The sequence below is a fragment of the Methylobacterium sp. Leaf91 genome (genome assembly GCF_001422815.1).
In the GTDB taxonomy this organism is placed as follows: domain Bacteria; phylum Pseudomonadota; class Alphaproteobacteria; order Rhizobiales; family Beijerinckiaceae; genus Methylobacterium.
The window spans coordinates 263,611-284,512 of the sequence record NZ_LMMP01000012.1; the positions used below are offsets into that span (position 1 = coordinate 263,611).

The 20,902-nt window shown below is 63.3% G+C and carries 20 protein-coding genes and 1 tRNA gene; 10 read left to right on the top strand and 11 right to left on the bottom strand.

Annotation, left to right across the window (positions count from 1 at the left end):
• Positions 1–5: 5 nt before the first annotated feature.
• The 3 genes from ASF32_RS12070 to ASF32_RS12075 all read right to left on the bottom strand — a co-directional run bounded on the left by ASF32_RS12070 (position 6) and on the right by ASF32_RS12075 (position 2,016).
• Entirely contained in the window at positions 6–707 is a 702-nt protein-coding gene (locus ASF32_RS12070; protein WP_056428356.1) for a response regulator transcription factor CtrA, read from the bottom strand.
• 81 nt (positions 708–788) lie between these two features.
• Positions 789–917: a hypothetical protein gene (locus ASF32_RS26855; protein ID WP_280136556.1), complete on the bottom strand. Its 129-nt coding sequence runs from the start codon at positions 915–917 to the stop codon at positions 789–791.
• A gap of 268 nt (positions 918–1,185) precedes the next feature.
• Positions 1,186–2,016, bottom strand: coding sequence for a hypothetical protein (locus ASF32_RS12075; RefSeq protein ID WP_056428359.1), 831 nt, complete (start codon positions 2,014–2,016; stop codon positions 1,186–1,188).
• 201 nt (positions 2,017–2,217) lie between these two features.
• Between ASF32_RS12075 and ASF32_RS12080 the strand changes: the two genes are divergently transcribed.
• Positions 2,218–2,658 carry a helix-turn-helix transcriptional regulator gene (locus ASF32_RS12080; RefSeq protein ID WP_056428690.1) on the top strand — a complete coding sequence of 147 codons (441 nt, stop codon included), beginning with the start codon at positions 2,218–2,220 and terminating at the stop codon, positions 2,656–2,658.
• Positions 2,659–3,650: 992 nt separating this feature from the next.
• Here the strand turns inward: ASF32_RS12080 and ASF32_RS12085 are convergent.
• Both ASF32_RS12085 and ASF32_RS12090 read right to left on the bottom strand, forming a co-directional pair.
• Positions 3,651–4,091: a DUF6538 domain-containing protein gene (locus ASF32_RS12085; protein WP_056428362.1), complete on the bottom strand. Its 441-nt coding sequence runs from the start codon at positions 4,089–4,091 to the stop codon at positions 3,651–3,653.
• A 197-nt stretch (positions 4,092–4,288) separates the two neighbouring features.
• Positions 4,289–4,363: transfer RNA gene (locus ASF32_RS12090), tRNA-Thr, on the bottom strand.
• 218 nt (positions 4,364–4,581) lie between these two features.
• Here ASF32_RS12090 and ASF32_RS12095 point away from each other — a divergent pair.
• Both ASF32_RS12095 and ASF32_RS12100 read left to right on the top strand, forming a co-directional pair.
• The gene (locus tag ASF32_RS12095) at positions 4,582–5,478 is read left to right on the top strand and encodes a diguanylate cyclase (protein ID WP_056428695.1); all 897 of its coding nucleotides are present in this window, start codon (positions 4,582–4,584) and stop codon (positions 5,476–5,478) included.
• Positions 5,479–5,770: 292 nt separating this feature from the next.
• On the top strand, positions 5,771–6,499 hold the full coding sequence (locus ASF32_RS12100; RefSeq protein WP_056428364.1) for a response regulator transcription factor: 729 nt from the start codon (positions 5,771–5,773) through the stop codon (positions 6,497–6,499).
• Positions 6,500–6,910: 411 nt separating this feature from the next.
• On the opposite strand, the gene ASF32_RS12105 is transcribed toward ASF32_RS12100, so the two are convergent.
• Complete coding sequence (locus ASF32_RS12105; RefSeq protein WP_244478212.1) at positions 6,911–9,013, bottom strand: TonB-dependent siderophore receptor; 2,103 nt, start codon at positions 9,011–9,013, stop codon at positions 6,911–6,913.
• A 539-nt stretch (positions 9,014–9,552) separates the two neighbouring features.
• Positions 9,553–10,812 (bottom strand): DNA topoisomerase IB, encoded by a 1,260-nt coding sequence (locus ASF32_RS12110; protein WP_056428701.1) that lies wholly within the window; start codon positions 10,810–10,812, stop codon positions 9,553–9,555.
• A gap of 199 nt (positions 10,813–11,011) precedes the next feature.
• On the opposite strand from ASF32_RS12110, the gene ASF32_RS12115 reads away from it, so the two are divergent.
• Together ASF32_RS12115 and ASF32_RS12120 are read left to right on the top strand one after the other, a co-directional pair.
• A complete protein-coding gene (locus ASF32_RS12115) occupies positions 11,012–12,169 on the top strand; it encodes a glycosyltransferase family 4 protein (protein ID WP_056428369.1) in 1,158 nt (385 codons plus the stop codon).
• Entirely contained in the window at positions 12,166–12,834 is a 669-nt protein-coding gene (locus ASF32_RS12120; protein WP_056428371.1) for a methyltransferase, read from the top strand. The genes ASF32_RS12115 and ASF32_RS12120 overlap by 4 nt, the downstream gene beginning before the upstream one ends.
• On the opposite strand, the gene ASF32_RS12125 is transcribed toward ASF32_RS12120, so the two are convergent.
• The 3 genes from ASF32_RS12125 to ASF32_RS12135 all read right to left on the bottom strand — a co-directional run bounded on the left by ASF32_RS12125 (position 12,824) and on the right by ASF32_RS12135 (position 14,594).
• Positions 12,824–13,246 (bottom strand): PsiF family protein, encoded by a 423-nt coding sequence (locus ASF32_RS12125; RefSeq protein WP_056428374.1) that lies wholly within the window; start codon positions 13,244–13,246, stop codon positions 12,824–12,826. The genes ASF32_RS12120 and ASF32_RS12125 overlap by 11 nt on opposite strands.
• A 235-nt stretch (positions 13,247–13,481) precedes the next feature.
• On the bottom strand, positions 13,482–14,171 hold the full coding sequence (locus ASF32_RS12130; RefSeq protein WP_056428706.1) for a response regulator transcription factor: 690 nt from the start codon (positions 14,169–14,171) through the stop codon (positions 13,482–13,484).
• Positions 14,172–14,330: 159 nt separating this feature from the next.
• The gene (locus tag ASF32_RS12135) at positions 14,331–14,594 is read right to left on the bottom strand and encodes a hypothetical protein (RefSeq protein ID WP_156467780.1); all 264 of its coding nucleotides are present in this window, start codon (positions 14,592–14,594) and stop codon (positions 14,331–14,333) included.
• A 495-nt stretch (positions 14,595–15,089) separates the two neighbouring features.
• On the opposite strand from ASF32_RS12135, the gene ASF32_RS12140 reads away from it, so the two are divergent.
• From ASF32_RS12140 to ASF32_RS12160, 5 genes are all read left to right on the top strand, one after another.
• Complete coding sequence (locus ASF32_RS12140; RefSeq protein ID WP_244478162.1) at positions 15,090–15,971, top strand: Crp/Fnr family transcriptional regulator; 882 nt, start codon at positions 15,090–15,092, stop codon at positions 15,969–15,971.
• Between the two features lie 629 nt (positions 15,972–16,600).
• A complete protein-coding gene (locus ASF32_RS12145; RefSeq protein ID WP_244478163.1) occupies positions 16,601–17,323 on the top strand; it encodes a Crp/Fnr family transcriptional regulator in 723 nt (240 codons plus the stop codon).
• A gap of 155 nt (positions 17,324–17,478) precedes the next feature.
• Complete coding sequence (locus tag ASF32_RS12150; protein ID WP_056428385.1) at positions 17,479–17,733, top strand: hypothetical protein; 255 nt, start codon at positions 17,479–17,481, stop codon at positions 17,731–17,733.
• A gap of 146 nt (positions 17,734–17,879) precedes the next feature.
• Positions 17,880–19,511, top strand: a complete 1,632-nt coding sequence (locus ASF32_RS12155) for an alpha-D-glucose phosphate-specific phosphoglucomutase (protein WP_056428388.1) — start codon at positions 17,880–17,882, stop codon at positions 19,509–19,511.
• A 137-nt stretch (positions 19,512–19,648) separates the two neighbouring features.
• Entirely contained in the window at positions 19,649–20,419 is a 771-nt protein-coding gene (locus ASF32_RS12160) for a glucose 1-dehydrogenase (protein WP_056428390.1), read from the top strand.
• 111 nt (positions 20,420–20,530) lie between these two features.
• Here ASF32_RS12160 and ASF32_RS12165 read toward each other — a convergent pair whose 3' ends face one another.
• Positions 20,531–20,839 (bottom strand): cupin domain-containing protein, encoded by a 309-nt coding sequence (locus ASF32_RS12165; RefSeq protein ID WP_056428392.1) that lies wholly within the window; start codon positions 20,837–20,839, stop codon positions 20,531–20,533.
• Between the last annotated feature and the right edge of the window lie 63 nt (positions 20,840–20,902).

Consider the following 20,902-nt stretch of genomic DNA (forward strand, 5'->3'; position numbering starts at 1 on the left):
AGACCCTAACCGGCCAAAGCCTGCATCTCGGCTACGCCATCGTGGAGCACGTAGCCGCGTCCCCAGACGGTCTCGATGTAGTTCTTACCGGAGGAAGCGTTGGCGAGCTTCTTGCGCAGCTTGCAGATGAAGACGTCGATGATCTTGAGCTCGGGCTCGTCCATGCCGCCATAGAGGTGGTTGAGGAACATCTCTTTCGTAAGGGTCGTGCCCTTGCGCAGCGCGAGGAGCTCCAAAATCTGGTACTCCTTGCCGGTGAGGTTCACCCGGTTGCCGGCAATGGCCACCATCTTCTCGTCGAGGTTCACCGTCAGGTCACCGGTGGTGATGACCGATTGGGCATGGCCCTTCGAGCGGCGGACGATCGCATGGATGCGGGCGACGAGTTCGTCCTTATGGAACGGCTTTGTGAGGTAATCGTCGGCTCCGAAGCCAAGGCCCTTCACCTTGTCCTCGATGCTGGCCATGCCGGAGAGGATCAGGATCGGTGTCTTGACCTTCGCCACGCGCAGATTGCGGAGCACCTCGTAGCCCGACATGTCGGGAAGGGTGAGGTCGAGCAGGATGATGTCGTAGTCGTAGAGCTTGCCGAGGTCGATTCCTTCCTCGCCGAGATCCGTCGTGTAGGTGTTGAAGCTCTCCGACTTGAGCATCAGTTCGATGCTCGCGGCGATCGAAGCGTCGTCCTCAATCAGCAGCACGCGCATGGGAAGATCCTCAAAAGATTGAGACTTCCTAACCGGACGTTGGCAACAAACCGTTAAGGTGCGGGAGAAAGACTCGCTTCTCTATGCTGGCACGGCTCGGCTGCGCACCAGGCCACGGACGGCTCGGAACGGAAGCGTCACAACCGTGAGGCAGGCGCCCAGCGCCAGGACCACGATGACCGACAGGATCGCCGTCAGGATTTTGATCATAGGCTTGCTCACTCCGGCGTGCAGCGGCATAGGGCCTGCACCACAGCCACGATCCTCCTGAAGTTCGGCGAGAGTGTGTGCGAGCCAACCCAAGCCATCGCGATGCGCGCATCGGCCCTACTGGCCAGCCACATCCACTCATCGGCACGACCAGGATTGATGCCCATACGAAAAACGCCCCAGGAGAAGCTCCTAGGGCGTCTGTTGGCCGAGCGGCCGGCTGGATCGGGCTGGGGATGCTCAGTCAGAGGATATAAGGCGAAGCGCCTTAGTAAGATCCGAACTTGTAGTTCAGGCCAGCGCGGACGACGGCGAACTCGCTCTCACGAGCGGTGACCGAACGGCTGAGCGTAAGAACGTTGGTGGCCGGGTTGAACACCGAGCGATTGCCGGCCCGGCCTTCGTTCTCGAGGTTCACGTACAGGCCTTCGACCTTCAGCGTCACTGCGGACGACTTGAAGAAGTTGAAGAACGAGTCGGTAGGCATCGCGTACTCGAAACCACCACCAGCGGTGTAGCCGGTGCGGAAGTCGTCGCCACCCGTGCCACCGTCGCCATAGGCAAAGCCGCCGGTGCCGTAGAACAGGACGCGATCGAACGCGTAGCCGAGGCGACCGCGGACGGTGCCGAAGAAGTTCATCTCGTTGCCCGGGACGCGGACACCGACGGGGCTGTTGAGAGCGCCGGCGACAGGGCTGATGGTGCCGGTCACGGTGCGGCTCTTGTTGCCGAAGTCGGTGTACTGGGCGTCCGCCTCAACACCGACGACCACGCCCGAACCCGGGGTGAACTGGTAGTTGTAGCCGACCTGACCACCGCCGACGAAGCCTTCGAGATCGTTGCCGCCGTTGGTGGAGACGACCACCGGGGTACGGGTGAAGGAGTTCAGCACCGAACCACCCGGCAGGGCGTAGCGGTCGCTGTTGCTGCCGGCGTCGAAGCCGTAACCGGCGTTGATACCGAAGTAGGCACCCGTCCAGGTGAACACCGGCACCGGCACGAAGACCGGGGGAGCGGCGCGACGCGGAAGGTCGGCGGCCGAAGCGGCGCCAGCGAGGAGAGCGGTGGCCGCAGTGGTGAGGAGAAGCTTCTTGAACATGGAAGTCGTTGGCCCGTGCGATGAATTTGAACGACACAGAGCCTCGAAAGCGTCAGCAGCGATAGTGCGATCTTGCAACACTGGGAATTTACAGCGTATCAGCCGAGTGCCGATTCCCTATGTTGCAAAGACAAATACGCAGTGGCCCTCATATGGAATGCCATCATGCTTAATCATTACTTAATATAGTGGGTGGCCACTATGACTGTAAAATCCACGACAGACGTTGATTGTACCGTCGGCCTACGCATCGCAACGCTGCGAAAGGCGAAGGGATTGTCGCAGACTGAGCTAGGCCAGCACGTCGGCGTCACGTTTCAGCAGATCCAGAAGTACGAAAAAGGAGCGAACCGCGTCAGCAGCGGCCGGCTACAGCAGATCGCTCAGTTCCTCGAAGTGCCGATGTCTACGCTGTTCGGCGATCATGAAGCCGAGGAGCACAACGATACCTTCGGCTTCTTCCGCGAGGCCAGCGCTGTCGACCTGCTTCGTGCCTATGCCACCATCGAGAACGATCAACTGCGCTGCGACGTGCTGCAGCTCGTTCGTTCAGTGGTGGGCTTGAGGGTGGGGCAAACCCAAGGCGCGGAAGAACCTAGCCAGATTGTTTTGACAGGTGATGGGCCAAACTCTCACTCCTGATCGCCCTTAGCTTTCTCCTGCCCGATCTCTCGGTCGGGCATTTCCCAACCCCGTTTCCAGGTGGCATGCTCCTCAGTGTCCAAGGGGTAAGGATTGGCGCTGCTTGGGTCGCCACGATCACGGGCGTGACGCCCTTCCTGGCTAACGGCTGAAGGCGATCGCTGAGGAAAAGACACGGTTGACCTCCTCGTCCGCCCCTACAGAACATCATCCTGATTGACACTGGCTTATCAGGCTGTGCTTCGGTTTCGGCGGTTTTCGGATGCTCGTCCGGCTTTGGCGACTTGGGTGCTGGAGATCCAGCTTCGGGCGTGGAGGAGTACACAGGCGGTCTGGGCCATAGCCCAGGTTCGCAAGCTTCACGCCCATCGCGAATCGTCGCCCGCGTCACGGCACTTGACCGTGCCGTAGCTCCTTGGGGCATTTGTTCCATAAGATCGGATTCAATCAGCCAATCGCATCGCATTGCCCTCAACGATTTTAGGTGAGTTTGCTGCGTGAAATCGAACTTTTGTTCAGGCAAACGCACGTTGCTAGCTGGGTATTGTTGCAGCAAGCGCGTTGCGTCACGGGTTGTGGCCCATCCGAACACATCTTTTACTCGGATAAATCATTCCTGTTAATTGATCGCGCGGTGACGCCTTGCTTGTCGCGGTGATGAGTTGCCCATTCATGAACGTCATCATCTGATAAGGAATTGACGTCACGGTCTCCGAAATATGAAGAAAGGAATCCAAATATGCAGCGATAGCGTTTGCCTGTCGCAGGCTGAACTTCCTGTTTTGGCCCTGCCTCCCCGGCCGAAAAAATGTCGCTGATTGTAACAGACCGCCTCTTCACCCGACGACGACCGCCGCTATCCCAGGCAGGGAAGCGAGAAATTGTCTTATCCACACTATAATCCCAGCTCGCGTTTCGAAAGCCGCTGTCTGCAGCTTGGCGCGTTGCTCGACAAAGCTCCCGCATCAGAAGAACTCGACTGGCTACATCCGTCACAAGCGATTTTTGCTGCAGAAGTGCGTCCGCTTGAGCTTCGAACGCAGCTCTAGCGTCACCATCGGGATGGCACGGAGATCGTCGAACTTGGCCCACTCTGCCGGTGTTCCGGCATCCTCGAGAGTGCTTAGGAAGGCGTCGCGCAGGGTCTCGAAATTGATGTGATCCGTTTTGAGATCGCTCCCAACCCGATCGGCTTCCTCGGCCACCCTAAGGAGGTATCGACTTCTGTCGTCACCGAGACATTGCTTCACTGCGGCGTACATTTCGCCTGTCAGCGCCATCACTCCTCTATGCGTCAGCGGCTGTGGCCCGATCCGGACGGTTTCCCAATAGCGCTTGAGTTCGGCATCAGCCTCGCTGTGGCGTCGCTTCGCCTCCGCAACATCCTTGGTTCGAAGGGACACCTGGACCACTGCGCCAGCAGTGACGGCCACAGGCTTTTCATCGATGTGAAGAATGACTCGCGTCCCTTTGATACGGGAGACACAATCCTGTGGGGCCTTTGCCGCAGGTGACAGGTTCCCGTGCCGGGATCCTTCCGGGGACGCGCCATCTGGGAGGCCGCCGTGTGAGACCCGGCCAGCCTAAGTCCGTCAGACAGCGTAACCTATTGCGCTTACACACGAAAGCGTGGTGCCGGCGGAGAGGATTGAACTCCCGACCTTCGGTTTACAAAACCGCTGCACTACCGCTGTGCTACGCCGGCCCGACGCGTTAGCTACCAGTCGGAGGCGCGGCATTCAACCGGGGATGACGGAGCGTCGGTGATCTGCCTTGCGACGCCCCTCCCGCAGGGGGCGATGCAGGGCATCCGCCTGCCGGGGCCTCGGATGGACTCATGTGGGCATGCCGTCTTGGCAACATGTTAATCTGTGGCTGCCATGCTGAAACACAGCGCTAGAAATCGGGCGAGTGACCAACGCCATGCACATTGTCATCGTCGACACGAGCCGTGTTGTCCTGAAGGTCGTCGCCGGACTTCTGGAACCGCAAGGCCATACGGTCGACGTCTTTACCGATTCTCAGGCAGCACTCGACTTCATGACTTACGAGACGACTGTGCGAGTCCTGATCACGAGCCTGGAAGTCCGCCCCTTGAGCGGGCTCGAACTGTGCTGGTCGGCGCGCCTGATCGCCGAGACCAATCGTCCGCTCTACGTGATCACCATGTCTTCGGCCCGTAACTCCCGCAATCTGGCCGAGGCCCTCGACAGCGGAGCGGACGATTTCATCGAGAAACCGCCCGGCGCCGAGGAACTGCATGCCCGCATGCGTGCCGCGGAACGGCTGACGACCATGCAAAGCGAGCTGATTCGCCTTGCCGAGACCGATCCGCTCACCGGTCTCCTCAATCGGCGCGCCTTCCTCCAGCGGGTGCGGGACGCCGCCGACCGCGTCGGCAACCACGGCGAAATGTCGGCGATCCTGGTGGATATCGACCATTTCAAGCGCATCAACGATGAGTACGGCCACGATGTCGGCGATGCGGCGATCCAGAACGTCAGCAAGACTATCGCGGAGGAGGGCATCGTCGGGCGGCTCGGAGGCGAGGAGTTCGGCATCGTGCTTCCGCACCGGCCGGTGGCCGATGCCGAGGCTCTCGCGTCACGCCTGCGCCGCCTCGTCGAAGGCATGCGTATCCGTGGAGCACGCACGCCGATCCGGCTGACCTGCAGCTTCGGGGTCAGCCAATGGAGCGAGGGCGACACGATCGAGGCCATGATCAAGCGCGCCGATATCGCCCTCTACGAGGCCAAGACTACGGGCCGCAACCGGGTGATTTCCGCCGCCTCCGACCTCGTCCTCGCCCGGGCAGGCTGATCCCGGATCTCACTGCCCCCAACCTATGGGTCGGTGTCAGTGAGGCATGGAATGAGCCGATCCCATTTCGGACCGGGCTGTTCCTGATAGGGACAGGCGTGGTCGGTCGGCCAGCATGCATTCGCCCGCGTTAACCGAGATAAGGCGATTTTCGCGGCTGTTTTCGCGATATGCGCCCTTGTATTCATCGCACGGCGCGGAATCGCGCCGAATAAACCGATGGAATGGGATTTGAACTGCTCTTGACCAGCCCGGGCGCGATGTATCGCGATGGGACAGAGGGGGGAGCGGCATGAACCAGGCCGTTGGAGTTTTGATCGTCGACGAACCCGTGGGGCTCGGGCCTGTCCTGAGGGCCTTCCTGGAGCATGAGCCCAGCCTGCATACGGTGAGCGAGGCCGATCTGCCGCTCGACGGTCCGGGAATCGAGAGCGTCGTCGCCCTGGTCTTCCTGCGAGAGAACGCAAGCGAGGCCGACCTCGCCCGGATCACCGTGCTGAAGAATCATCCGAGGCTGCGCGTGCTGGCGGCCTTCCAGAGCCTGCCCGCCGACACCCTGCGCCATCTGCTCGTGGCCGGTATCGATGCGGTGGTCGCCCAATCGGCGACCCCGCGGGAGATCAGCGCCACCATCGTCCGCCTGGCCCAGGCGGGCAAGGCGGACGTTTCGACCTCCAATGTCGAAACGTCCGATGCGGCGGATGCCGGGGAAGGGCTCACCCCCCGCGAGGCGGAAATCCTGCGGTTTCTCAGTGCCGGTTTCAGCAACAAGGAGGTGGCGCGACGCCTCAGCCTCAGCGTCCGCACCGTGGAGACGCATCGGCTCAATCTTCGTCGCAAGACCCAGACGGGCCGGCTGAAGGACCTCGTCTGCCTCGCACGACAACTGGGTCTGGCCCCCGTCGTCGAAAGCGAGATGCCGCGCCAAGGCAAGGGCGACAAGGGCAAGTCCGAGAAAGGCAAAAGCGAGACCGGCCTGCACGGCCGCTCGACCATCATCGAAGCGATGGCGCGACACTGAGGAACCGTGACGGGACGGCTCGCCGCGTCGGCCGTACCCGCGCCCCCGAAGAAAATCCCGCCAGACGCAGGCAGGACCGGATTCGCCGAACGGGCGCTTTCGCGTCGATGCCAGCGGTAAAAATCCGACGTTGGGTAACCGCCGCCGGGAGGAGCCCGCTTTCAGCGTCGTTTATTTAACCGCAGTGGAACCCCCATCATCTCGAAACGCGGCGATCCCGAGGTGCTCCAATCGTTGCCGAGCTTCCACGCAGCCGAAGGTCCGCTTCCAGGCAGATTGGTGGAACTGATGGTACGGCCGGTTGGGTAGGTTTGCGACTGTCCTGCCGCGAGTTTCTGGAACAGCGAAGCGCACATGGCCTGAGTTAACTGCGAGCCTCCGGCGAGGATCTTTACTCACCGGTGATTCACGTCAAAATCGGGCCGCGACACCGCCCATGATAGTGCGGGGTGTGCCTGGAGTGGCGTACCGGTTTTGCCAAGCGCGATCAAAATAGTTTGCGTCGAACAGGTTGTCGACGTTGAGGTAGACCCGCACCTGAGGCGTGATCCAGTAATACGAGATTAAGTTGAAGATCGTGTATTCCGGCAGGCGGAAGGTGGAAAGAGCGGTCCCAGCCACCCGCTGGCTGACATAGGTCATGCCGCCGCCAAGACCGAGACCGCGCAGATCGGCGTTCTGAAACTCGTACACGCTTTGTAGAGCGACGCTATCGGCCGGGATGTTTGCGATGCGTGTCCCGACGGCCAATGTGTTGTCGCGCGTGACAGCGGCATCGGCATGAGTGTAGGTGCCGAATACCCGCCAGCCGGGGGTCAGATAGCCCGCGACGGTCAGATCGAAACCACGGCTGCGTACCTCGCCAGCCGCAACACTGAAGTTCGAATCGCCTGGATCGACGGTGAGGACATTGGTCCTGCGGATGTCGAACACGGCGGCCGTAGCGCTCAGGCTTCCGTCGAGCAGGCTGATCTTCGCGCCGGCCTCGTATCCCTCACCCTGCTCGAAGGCAAAGGGGTTCCCGCTGCGGTCAGTGCCGGTGTTTGGGCGGAAAGAGCGACCATAATTGCCGTACAATGCGATTGCGTCGGTGAGATCGTAGACGAGGCCGAAACGCGGGGTCGCGACCGTCCCCTGCAGGCTGGTGGTGCGGCCAGTCCGATAATCGGTCGAGACGAGACCAAGATCCTCCACGCGCACGCCGAGGAGGGCGTGAAGCCGCGGAGTTATATCGATCTGGTCCTGGATATAGCCTCCGTAGCTTTGAGTGTTTTGGAGGAAGTTGGTAATCGAGCCGAGCGGCGGCAGCGGAGATTGCCCGTAGCGAGGCGCGAGAAGGTCGAGGGTGAACGGATTGACGTTCACATTCGAGCGATCGAAGATCTCCCGGTAGCGATAGCTGTCGTACTCGAAGCCCATCAGCAGGGTGTGGCGGAAAGGTCCGGTCTCGAACTTGCCCGCAAGATTGAGCTGCAGGTTGAGATCCGACCAGCTCAAATCGCGGTGTTCGAAGGTGCGCCGCAGGGTGCGGCCGTCGCCCAGCACGTTCACAGCACCGACACCATCGCCGTAAAGCTGGCCGCCGAGCGCCTGCGCGCCCGCGCTCACCACCCAGTTCGAATCGAGCCGGTGCTCGATGCGGAGCTGCCCGAGCGCGTTGTCGTTGCGGACGGGCGGGATGCCGGGCTCGCCGATGAAGCGGCTGCGCGGCACCGCACGCAAGTTGCCGTTGATAGGCACGATACCTCGGTCGAAGGTCGCCGCGGTGCTCACCACCTCGCCCTCGAGCGTAATCGTGGTGTCGGCCGACGGCTTCCACGCGATTACGGGCGCGAGATAGTAACGGTCGCTATGCACGAAGTCTCGGAAGCTGCCGTTGTCCTCGACTGCACCTGTGACGCGGGCGAGCACGCGCCCCTCCTGATCGAGCGCACCGGTAGCATCGAAGGTGGTGCGTTTCTGATTGAAGCTTCCGAACTGTGTTCCGATGGCGAGAGAGCGTTCGGCCTGAGGCTGTTTGGTAACGATGTTGAAGGTGCCGCCTGGATCGCCACGACCATAGAGGAATGCCGAGGGGCCTTTCAGGACCTCAATCCGCTCGATCGAGACGACATCAGGCGAGTTTGGATAGCCACGGTTCACGGGGAAGCCGTTTCGATAGTACTCCCCCGTAGAGAAGCCGCGGATCGTAAATTCCGTCAGCCCGAGACCTGCGAAGTTATTCGCTCGGCCGACTCCGGCAAGATCGAGCGCCGCATCGACGCGGGTGGCGGCGACGTCCTTGAGGATCTGGTCTGGCACGACAACGACTGTTTGTGGCACCTCGCGCAGGGGCGTGTCAGTGCGCGTTGCGCTGACACTGTTTCTGGCGAGGTAACCATCCACTTTGCTTGCCGGACCGCCATTGCCAACCACTGATAATTCGTCGAGCTGCACTTCCTGAGAGGAGTCTGCCGCAAGCTGTGCTAAAGCGGAACTTGGCCCGAAACCGTTCAATGATCCGGATTGCGCCACAAAACCAATGGCAACCGAAGTAACCAGCGGAAAGATTTTTTTATTGTTTTTGAAAGATTTGGACACGAACAAAAGCTAGCCTGTTATGGTTTTTCGTCCGTTACAATTCAGAAACATATGGCGTCAAGCTTGATTTGCCCTGCGCGAGAAGTGACGTTTATAGGCATTTCAATCTGGATGCCAAAAAATCTAGAAGTATTATAAACTGAGACGCCCTTTTGACTAGTTGTTGCACGGGGGTCACAGCACATCGACGCTATCTCATTGAAACTTACGCGACCTTCGGTTGAATAAATGAGATTTTACCAAACAAAACTGGGAGCCTTTAAGTAAGGTTATATGGGCTGTCCGAGATTTTGTAAGGGGCAGCTACCGTTTTCAATATAGACATGTTGCTTATGGCGCATGCGCAGCGGCAATCACGGTCGAGGCGAAACGTCTGCTTCGGGGCGTACCGTCAGAGTCCGCTTCCACCCATCGCGGACGTTCAGGGCGGGTACCGTCCGGTAGATTTCGGCCACGGGATGTCCGGTCCCGGCCTATGCCGTCGCTCGGGCCTCGGGCTTCACCGAGACGGAACGTTCCTTGCACGGCGTCACCTTGCCCGTCGCAGCCCCCATGGCCTTGGCCTTCGTTGAACTCTTGGCCTTTGCCGAACTCTTGGCCTTCGTCGAACTTTTGGCCTTTACCTTGGCCGGCACCTTCGTCTTGACTGAGACGGTGCCCTTCGCCTTTTCGAGACGCGCCCGCAGCAATCCGAGAACCGCAGCCTCTTCGGGCTTCAACCGTGCGATATCGTCCCGCAACTCGTCTTCCACCGCATCCGCCACCTGGATCAGCAACGCGCCCTCCAGATAACCGTCGAGGATTTCGGGGTGGATGTAGCATTTGCGGCAGATCGTCGGCGTGTTGCCGAGCCGCGCCGATACGCTCTCGATGGCCGCGCGCAGGTTCTTCTTGGCCTTGGCCTCGCTGTCGAACGCCTCGAATTCCTGCAGGGCCAGGGCGGCCAGCACCGTGCCGGCCCAGGTCCGGAAATCCTTGGCGGTGATCTCCTGCCCGGTGATCTCGCGAAGATAGGCGTTCACGTCGGCCGAGGTGACGTCGCGCGTCTCGCCCGCGTCGTCGATATACTGGAACAGTTCCTGGCCCGGCAGGTCCTGGCAGGATTTGACGATGCGGGCCACGCGCCGGTCCTTCACCGACAGGTTCCACATCTTGCCGCTCTTGCCCTTGAAGCGGAACGTCAGCTCCGCGCCAGCGACGGTCACATGGGGATCGCGCAGGGTGGTGAGGCCGTAGCTCTTGTTGGTGCGGGCATAATCGTCGTTGCCGACTCGGATGAGCGTCGTCTCCAGGAGATGGACGATGGTGGCGAGCACCTTCTCGCGGGACAACCTGCGGCGGCTCATATCCTCGTCCACCCGCGCCCGGATGGCGGGCAGGGCGTCGGCGAAGGCCATGATGCGCTCGAACTTGGTCGAGTCGCGCGCCTGCCGGAAATCGGGGTGATAGCGATATTGCTTCCGCCCTTTGGCGTCCCGTCCCGTGGCCTGGATATGGCCGTCGGCGCGGGGGCAGATCCAGACATCGGTATAGGCGGGCGGGACCGCGAGGGACCGGACCCGCTTCAGGATCTTCGGGTCGCGGACGGGCTTGCCCTTGGCATCGCGATAGGAGAACCCCGTTCCGCTCCTGCGGCGCGTGAGCCCCGGACGGTCGGCATCCACATAGGTCAGGCCTGCCTCGATGGCCGCATCCCGCGGATCGGCGACAACGCCGTCCTCTTCGCGATCCATCGCCATCACCCGCCTCCCGTCGATCGTCAGGAACCGTCAACCGGCCGGGCACGGGCGGCGTTCCGAGCCGGACCGGCGGCGCGATGTCTCGCCGGGGGGATGCCTGACAAGCACGTCCTCGCTCATCCTGTCTCCCACTTGCCATAACACTCCTGCCATTCGCCTCGCCCCGGAGCGGCGGCGTGCTACAGCCTCTCTCATGGCCACGTCCCCTTCGCCCTCCTCCGCGCCGATGAAGCGGCTCGTCTTCGTCGTCACCGAGGACTGGTTCTTCGCCTCGCACTTCCTGCCCATGGCGCGGGCCGCCGTGGCGATGGGCCTGTCCGTGGCGGTGGTGACCCGCGTGCGCGACCACCGGGCGGTGATCGAGGCGACGGGGGCGCGCGTGGTCGAGTTGGAGGCCGAGCGCTCCAGCCTCAACCCCATGGCGGCGGGTTATGCGGCGGGCCAGCTCGCGGCGATCCTGAAGGCGCTGAAGGCGGATATCGTCCATTGCATCGCGCTGCGCTCGATCCTCGTGGGCGGGACGGCGGCGGCGATGGCGGGTATCTCAGGCCGGGTCTATGCCCTGACCGGGCTCGGCTTGATGGGCGCGCGCGCCGACGTCGCGGGACGCATGGCCCGCATCGCCCTGCGCCAGCTGATCCGTGGACCGCTCGCCTCGAAACAGACCCGGTTCCTGTTCGAAAACCCGGACGACGCCATCGCCCTCGGCCTCGATCCGGCCGACACGGCCGTCACCATCGTCGGCGGGGCCGGCATCGACCCGGCCTTGCTCGCAGAGACGCCGCAACCGCCCTCCCCGCCCCTGCGCATCGCCGTCGTGGCGCGGATGCTGTGGTCGAAGGGTATCGACACTGCCGTGGAGGCGACGCGCCTCGCACGCGCGGAGGGCGCGGCGGTGGAGCTCTCCCTCTACGGTGCTCCGGACGCCTCGAACCGGAGGGCGATCCCGCAAGAGACCCTGCGTTCCTGGAGCCGGGACGGCATCACCTGGCATGGCCCGACCCGCAACGTGAGCGGAGTGTGGGCGGAGCACCATGTCGGATGCCTGCCCTCCCGGGGCGGCGAAGGCCTGCCGCGCACGTTGCTGGAGGCGGCGTCCTGCGGGCGCGCCCTCCTCACCACCGACGTTCCCGGCTGCCGGACGCTGGTTCGCGAGGGAATCGAGGGCATGCTGGTCCCGCCGGACGATGCGCGGAGCCTCGCTGCCGCGATGATCCGGCTCGCCGCCGATCCGCTCCTCGTGGCGCGAATGGGAGAGGCCGCGCGGCGGCGCGTGGTCGAGGGCGGCTTCACGGAGGATGCGGTGATGCGGGCGGTCTCGGGCCTCTACGCGGATCTCATCCGCTCATGACGCCCTCGGTCGATCCACTTCGCTTCATCCGCGCCAATACGCGGCTTCTGCCCGTCCCCCACGCACCGGAGATCGTGCTGCATGTGGCCGACGAGGCCACCGATCTCTGGCAGAAGACGGAGGACGAACTCGATTCCATCGGCCTGCCGCCGCCGTTCTGGGCCTTCGCCTGGGCAGGCGGGCAAGCCCTGGCCCGGCATATCCTCGACCGCCCGGACCTCGTGGCCGGGCAGCGGATCCTCGATTTCGCCTCCGGCTCCGGGTTGGTGGCGATCGCGGCGACGCTGGCCGGCGCCACCCATGCGACCGCGAGCGACCTCGACGCCTTCGCCATCGCGGCCATCGGCCTCAATGCCGAAGCCAACGGCGTCGGCGAACGGATCACGCCCGTCCTCGACGATCTCATCGGTTCGCGGCCGGCCGATCTCGGCGTCACGACGATCCTCGTCGCGGACATCTTCTACGAGAGCGACATCGCCGGCCGGGTCACCGACTGGCTGGCGGCCCTGCATGAGCAGGGCGCCACCATCCTCATCGGCGATCCCGGCCGTTCCTACCTGCCGAGGGACCGGCTCGACATCCTCGCGACCTACGAGGTGCCGGTGAGCCGCTCCCTCGAGGATGCGGAGATCAAGCGCAGCAGCGTCTGGCGCTTCAGGGCTTAGGAGCCGGGGGCGTCGCCTCCGGTATCATGCCGGAGCCGGTGCCGGTGCCGGTGGGCACGGTCGAGCCGGGCGCCGTCGGGGCGGGTACATTCGGGGCAGGCGCATTCGCTGCGGGGGCCGTGGGGGCGGTGGCCGCTCCGGAGGCGTCGTCGCCCTTCAGGCAGGATTTGATGAAGGCATGCCGGTCGGCCTTGTCCACGCCGGCGGATTTCAACTCCTCCTTGCACGCCTTGAGCGCGTCGTCCCTGCAGGACTTCATGAACGTCTTGCGCTCGTCGCCCTTCAGGCCCTTGGCCTTCAGCTCCTGCTTGCAGGCGCCGATGCGGCCACCCACGGCGGCGGAGGCGTCCGTCATGGGCAATCCGGTGAGCATCCCGGCAAGCAGGACGAGTCGCAACGTCGAGTTCTTCATAATCGCACTCGCTTCAACGGATGGAGGGGGGGATGGGATCGCGACGGACCGGAGCGTGGCCGCGATCGGTGTGGCGACGCGCCCCGTGCGTCGGTCGTCGCACCACACTCCGTCATCGACCATGCCCGCCATGGATGCAACATCCGGCCCCCTGCCCTTCGCCCGCCCCCGGGCACATTCCCGTGAGGATCGGCCCCGGGACGGCGCGGTTCGGCCGAGGAGCGACGATCCGCGCTCACCCCGCCTGCGGGGCGCGGATCTGGTCGAAATCGAGCAGGGCCGTCTCGATCACGATCTGGGTGCGGCTGATGACGTCGAGCTTGCGCAGGATCTCGGAGACATGCGCCTTGACGGTGGAATCCCCGACCTGAAGCTCGTGCGCGATCTGCTTGTTCAGCTTTCCCTGCCGGATCATCAGGAGGACCCGTAATTGCTGCGGCGTCAGGCGGGCGATCCGCTCCGCGAGCTGCGTCGCCGGAGTGGCCAGATCCGCCGCGGGCCCGGAAAGCGCCGCCGGGATCGACAGGCCTCCACCCAGAACGTCCGCGATGGCACGGGTCAGCGTCGCCTTGTCCACCGCCTTCGGCACGAACCCGGCCGCGCCGTGCCGCAGCGCCTCGCGCATGATGCGCGGATCTTCCAGGCCGGACACGACGAGGATCGGAACGCGCGGGAAACGGGAGCGGATCGAGATCAGGCCATCGAATCCGACGACGCCCTGCATCGACAGGTCCAGCAGCACGAGATCGATTCGACTGTCGGCCGTCAGGGCCGCCATGGCGCTGACGATCCCCTCGGCCTCCGCTATCGCCGCTTCGGGAAAGGCGAGCTTGACGGCGCTCGCCAACGCATCGCGGAACAGCGGATGGTCGTCGACGATCAAAAGACGCGTGGCCGCCCCGCCCCTGCCCTCTTCCCCCGGCATCGAACCCATCCCGCACCGATCTCGCACGCGAGCCCTGCGGTGACCCTACCAGATCGGTGTCGAACGCGCCAAAGCGAGGGGAAGCGCCGCGCCGACAACGGCATCGGAGGGGGCACCGAGGCCCCTCGTGCCGCATCCCCTCGCCCGGCCCGATCGGTGCTACTTTGCGGTGATCTTGACGCCGGTCTTCTCCACCTCGGCCCGTACCATCGTCTTGGTCTCCTGGGGAGCAACGGACCAGGCTACCGCACAGACCAGGCAGAGTGCAGCGAAGCTATAGGCAAGCCCGTGCATCACTCCCAGCAGTCCGAGCAGGAGAGGGATGACAGATAGCGTCACTGCCATCGTCGAATTACCGGTCAGATAGTAAATCGAAACAAAAGCAATCACCGTCATGACGAGTGCTTTGAGGAAATTAGGCACTGACATCTCCGTTTCAAAAGTCGGATCTATGATCTTTCGGCCATAGACATGTATCTGCGGCGCCTTAACCCCAGAGGCTTCAAACGGTTAAGCTTATCGCAGTGCCATGACAATTCGACATTCCTCATACAGGCCATGCAAGAATCCCAGGGCCATGAATCCGAGGGCCATGAATCCGAGGGCCACGGCACGCCGGTCGACGTGACAATCCGCATGCCCGACGGCCGAAACGAATCTCCCATCATTCGTGACACGCCTGGAAACCGGCCCTTCCCCACCCCGTGAAACCACGGCTGCAATTCCCGCGCCGCGATGACGGAATCTCGCCCGGCAGCAACATGATCCCTCCGGGCGGCATCGCCCGAAAGCGTATTCGCACCTGCAATCCCTTCGTCCGGCCCGGCCGAAAAAGGAAATCGAGGCGAGCGGCCAAGGATGCCGATCGTCTCGATCGGGCGCGTCAGAGATCCCGAGACAGGGACTCGATCATGCCGAATGTCGAATTACGCACAAAGAACGCCAAAAACGCTCATAATCCACAAATCACCGCCTATCATTTGTTGGACCCGTGACGCAGTTGCTATGGTACGTTCGGCGTTTGGGGTTGATGAGCGGCGCGTAAACCGGACGCCGACTCTTCGGGGCAATTGCATGGTCATTCCTTCTCAAAAACACGTTCGCAACAGCCTTCTCTCCCGGATGCACCCCGACGATTATGCGGCCATCGAAACCGTTCTCGAGCCGGTCACGCTGAAGCGGAAGGACGTCCTCATCCAACCCGGCCAGCCCTTGACCCATATGCGTTTCATCGAGAGCGGCGTGGCCTCGGTGGTGGTCGGCACCCGCGAAGGCAGGCGCATCGAGGTGGGGATCATCGGCTCGGAGGGAGCCAGCGGCCTACCGCTGCTGTTCGACGTGGAATCCACGCCCCACGAAACCTTCATGCAGATCGACGGCGAAGCGCTGCAGGTGGACAAGGCCTCGTTCCGCAACCTAGTCGAGGAAAGACCTGCCTTCCGCAAGTTGATGATGCGCTATGCTCACATCTTCCAGCTTCTCACCGCTCAGACAGCCTTGTCGCACGGTTCTTATACTTTGGAAGAACGGCTGGCTCGCTGGCTGCTGATGTGCCACGACCGTGTCTCGGGCGATGAGTTTCCCATCACGCACGAATTCCTGTCCGTCATGCTCGGCGTCCATCGCCCCGGGGTGACGACGACGATCCATATCCTCGAAGGCGCCGGCACGGTCCGGGCCCGGAGGTCTCACATCGAGATCGTCAATCGCGACAAGCTCAAGCTCATCGCGGGCGAAAGCTACGGCATACCGGAGGCGGAGTACCGCCGCCTCATCGCCGAGGATGCCGCGGAGGGTTGATCCCTGGACCGCCCCCCAACGTGTTCAGGCCTCGATGAGCGTCGATCTCCCCTCCGGCGATGGTCATGATCCGTACCAAGTGTCTGGCCGACCTTATTCACCGCCTTCCTTTTGCGTATCACCGTCCTAGAATCGACATCTCGTCTTCGATATGATCGAGGCGCTCGCCCCGTGGCCTGAACTAGAACTTTCGCGATCGATGCCTCACCTTCCCTACAGCTGTTATCGGAGCCGTCTTTACGGTTATGTGGCCCACCAGGAGCTTTTGGCAATTTTGCGAGGACGTATAGTCAAAGAAGACGAGAGCATGCGACAAATGATCATCCCCATGGATCTGGCGGTCGAGCAAGTCCCTTTCGCCATGACGATCCACGGTTTCGGGAATCGATCAGTCACAGCAGGAGGTGGGGGCAGCGCCCGTCCGGCTCGAACCGAGCGTCGATCCGGGACATGACTACGACTTTCGTACGAGAACGACTATCTTAAGATAATCGCGGTTCGCGTCCTTCAATTGTCATAGATCATTGAAAACGCGTTTCGAAGAATGCTACTTTTGGCGAAAGCCGATGTTGATCGCATAGAGATATCGACCATTGTCGCGGAATAGATTCTCGAATACGGCGGATAGCGTGTTCAATCCTCTGATCCAGAAGCTGGAAGGCTTCGTGGAACTGAGCGACGCCGATAGGGACGCGCTTCATCGGCTCGCGTCCGTCGCCCGCGACGTTCCCGCCCGCACCAACCTCGTCCGCGAAGGCGAGCCGCCGAGCGATATCATCTTCATCACCGAAGGGATCGGTTGCCGGTTCAAGCAACGCGCCAACGGCGCCCGACAGATCACGGCCTATCTCGTTCCGGGCGATACCTGCGATCTCGACATCGCCCTGCTGAACCGGCTCGACCATACGATCGCGACCCTATCCCCCTGCAAGGTCGCACGCGTTTCCGCCACGACCCTGAGAGAGATCACCGAGAACCATCCGGCGATCGCCCGGGCGATGCGCATCTCCGCCCTGATCGACGAGGCGACGTTGCGCGAATGGCTGGTGAATATCGGCTGCCGGTCGGCTCTGGAGCGGATCGCGCATCTCTTCTGCGAGTTCCTCGTCCGGCTGCGGGCTGTCGGCCTGGCCACGGAGGATAGCTGCGATCTCCCCATGACGCAGCACGAACTGGCGGACACGACGGGAATGACGACCGTCCACGTCAACCGCTCGTTGCAGGAGCTGAGACGGCGGGGGCTGATCGAACTCAAGGGCAAGAACCTGAAGGTCCTGGACTGGCCCAGGCTGAGGTCTCTTGCCGAATTCAAGGCCGGCTACCTTCGGGTGGATGGACAGACCATGTTTTGAGCAGGCTCGCCGCCCCCAAAGGCGGGGCTGCGTCCGGTTTCCTGCCCGTGGTTGCTTGCGTACATTTTCTTGCCTGCGGTTTCCTGCCCGATCTCCCTTGCGGCAGCCGCATGGCACACCCAGTCTAGGCTTGGCCGTTACGGTAGGAGATCGGCATGCCGCGATACTTTCTGAACCTGCGCGATCGCGACGGGCTCCATCTCGATCCGGACGGAGACGAGTTCGGCGGCCTGGACGACCTGCGCGACGAGGTCATGATCGGCGTCAAGCAGATCGTCGCCAACGCCCTCGTCAGTGGCTCCACCCTGAGCGACGCTCTGGATCGCTCGTTCGAAATCATCGACGAAGCGGGCGAAACCGTCCTGACGGTCCCGTTCTCCGAAGGTGTCGCGACGAACACCAAGCGATGACGCGACGGGACGTCGCCCGCCTTCGTGGCAAAGGAGGCGCGACGAGACGATTCCGAAGAAAGTTTCCGTCTCGACCCATTCAGGGTGGTTGACCGGAACGGACCAGCCGTTGTGTTGTCCCCGCCGACAACGAGGGGCTTTCGCGGATGACTTCGAGGCACGTGCCGACTTCGCCATTCTCTGACCAGAAGCCCGGGACGTCGGGCCTTCGCAAGAAGGTCCCGGTCTTCCAGCAGCCCCGCTACGTCGAGAATTTCGTCCAATCCATCTTCGACATCATCCCCGACCGCGAGGGCGCGACCCTGGTCGTGGGCGGCGATGGCCGCTTCTTCAACCGCGAGGTGGTGCAGACGACCCTGAAACTTGCCGCCGCCAACGGCTTCGCCCGGGTTCTCGTCGGCCAAGGTGGTCTCCTCTCCACACCGGCGGCCTCCTGCGTCATCCGCAAGCACGGCGCGATCGGCGGCATCGTCCTCTCGGCGAGCCACAATCCCGGCGGACCGGACGGAGATTTCGGGATCAAGTTCAACGCCGCCAATGGCGGTCCGGCCCCGGAATCCGTCACCGCCGCCATTTACGAGCGCACGAAGGCGATCACCGAGTATCGCATCGCCGACGTGCCGGATCTCGACCTCGATAGCGTGGGCGAAGCTCGGATCGACGGCATGGTCGTGTCCGTCATCGACCCGGTGGCCGATTACGCGGCCCTGATGCAGGAACTCGTCGATTTCGATGCGATCCGCCGCCTGTTCGCCTCCGGCTTCCGCATGCGGTTCGATGCCATGAGCGCGGTGACCGGTCCCTACGCCGTCGCCATCTTGGAAGGGGCGCTGGGCGCCCCTTCCGGCACGGTGGTGAACGGCACGCCGGAGGAGGATTTCGGCGGCCACCACCCCGACCCCAACCCGGTCCATGCCCACGAGCTCTACGAGCTGATGCTGAGCGCGGACGCGCCGGATTTCGGCGCGGCCTCGGACGGGGACGGCGACCGAAACATGATCGTGGCGCCCGGCCTCTTCGTCACCCCGAGCGACAGCCTGGCGATCCTTTCCGCCCATGCCCATCGCGCGCCGGGCTACGCCTCCGGCTTGGCGGGCATCGCCCGTTCGATGCCCACGAGCCGTGCCGCCGACCGGGTCGCCGCATCGCTCGGCATTCCCGCCTACGAGACCCCGACCGGGTGGAAGTTCTTCGGCACCCTGCTCGATGCCGGCCTCATCACCCTCTGCGGTGAGGAGAGCGCCGGCACCGGCTCGAACCACGTCCGCGAGAAGGATGGGCTCTGGGCCGTGCTGCTGTGGCTGAACATCCTGGCGGCGACGGGCAAGCGCGCCGACGCCATTGTGCGCGAGCATTGGGCCTCGTTCGGCCGCGATTACTACACCCGCCACGATTACGAGGAGATCGAGTCCGAGAGCGCCAACCGTCTCATGGAGGGGTTGCGCGCGCAGGTCGCGAGCCTGCCCGGCCGCCGGATCGGCGATCTCACCGTCTCCACGGCGGACGATTTTCGCTATGTCGACCCGGTCGACGGCTCCGTGACGGCGCAGCAGGGCATCCGTATCAGCTTCGCCGAGGATGCGCGCGTGGTCTACCGCCTCTCCGGCACCGGCACGGCGGGGGCGACGCTGAGGGTCTATATCGAGCGCTACGAGAGCGACCCGGACCGGCTCGACCTAGCGCCGGATGTCGTCCTCGCCCCTGTCGTCCAGGCGGCGCGCGACATCGCCGACATCGCCGGCATCACGGGGCGCAGCGAGCCCAGCGTCATCACCTGAGCCCGGAGAGGGACGTCCCTCCCCGCCGATGCCGCATTCCGGGAACCGCGTTTTCCTCGGCCCATTGTCCTGAAGATCACGGGTGATCGCCGGCCGCGCAATGGCCGCGCACCCCTTCTCGCACAGATGGGACAGACATGAAGTTGCAGGGCAAACGCGCTCTGATCACCGGGGCGGATTCCGGTATCGGACAGGCTGCGGCCGAGTTGTTCGCGCGCGAAGGCGCGGACGTGGCGATCACCTACAACACCGACGCGGACGGCGCGCGGGAGACCGCGCGCCGGGTCGAGGCCGCCGGGCGCAGAAGCCTGGTGATCCAGGACGATGCCGGTGACCCGGCCTCCGTCGAGGCGACCTTCGCCAAGGTGGCGGCCGAGTTCGGCGTTCTCGATATCCTCGTCAACAATGCCGGCCAGGCCATGAGCGGGATGCCGGTGGCCGAGATGGATAACGGCAAGCTCGAACAGATCCTGCGGGTCAACCTGATGGGGCCGGTCTTCTGTGCCCGTGCCTTCATCAAGGTCCGGCGGGCGAATGGCGGGCGGGGGAAGATCGTCATCGTCTCGTCGGTGGCCCAGCACCTGCCGACGCCGGAAAGCGCGCCCTACGGCATGTCGAAGGCCGGTGTCGGCTCACTCTGCCGGAGCCTGTCGCGCGAGCTCGCCGAGGACAAGATCAACGTCAACAACGTCGCCCCCGGCCTGATCGAGACGCCGATGACCAGCGACCGGTTCGAGAACCCCGAGAAGCTCGAAGCCTCCCTGGAACGCATCCCGTGGCACCGCGCCGGCCAGCCCGACGAGATCGCCAAGGCGATCCTCTACCTCGCCTCGGACGACGCCGATTACGTCACCGGCCATACCCTCGTGGTGGATGGCGGCCTGACCATGCAATGGGGCGGCGCGTAGGGCGGGTCTCTCTTCGGGAACAAAATATCGAAAAGGGCCGGATCGCGATCGATCCGGCCCCTCTCATGTCTGGTCTCACGTCGCCGCCTTGGGTTCGGCGGGTATTGCCGTTTACGCGGCCGGCGGAGCGGTGGCCTCGACCGCCGTGAACTCTTCGAGGATCGTGTAGGTGTGCTCGGCCTCGGCCGGGACGAGCCAGGAATCGCCGGGCTCCAGGGTCACGGTCTCGCCGCCGACCGTGAGTTCGGCGCGGCCGGAAATGACGTATCCCACCGTCTCGTAGGGTCGGCTGGCGCTCGGCTTGTCGTCCGTCGGCGGCTCGTGGCGCCACATCCGCATGGCGACCCGCTCGCCCTTGGCGAGGCGGATTTCGCCATGCGCATCCGCGCGGGCATTCGTCGTGGAGATCTTCGTGGTCATGGCGCTTGAAACCTCGTCGCGTTGCGGTGAATCCAACCGGGGAATGGCGGTGGCGTTCCTGAT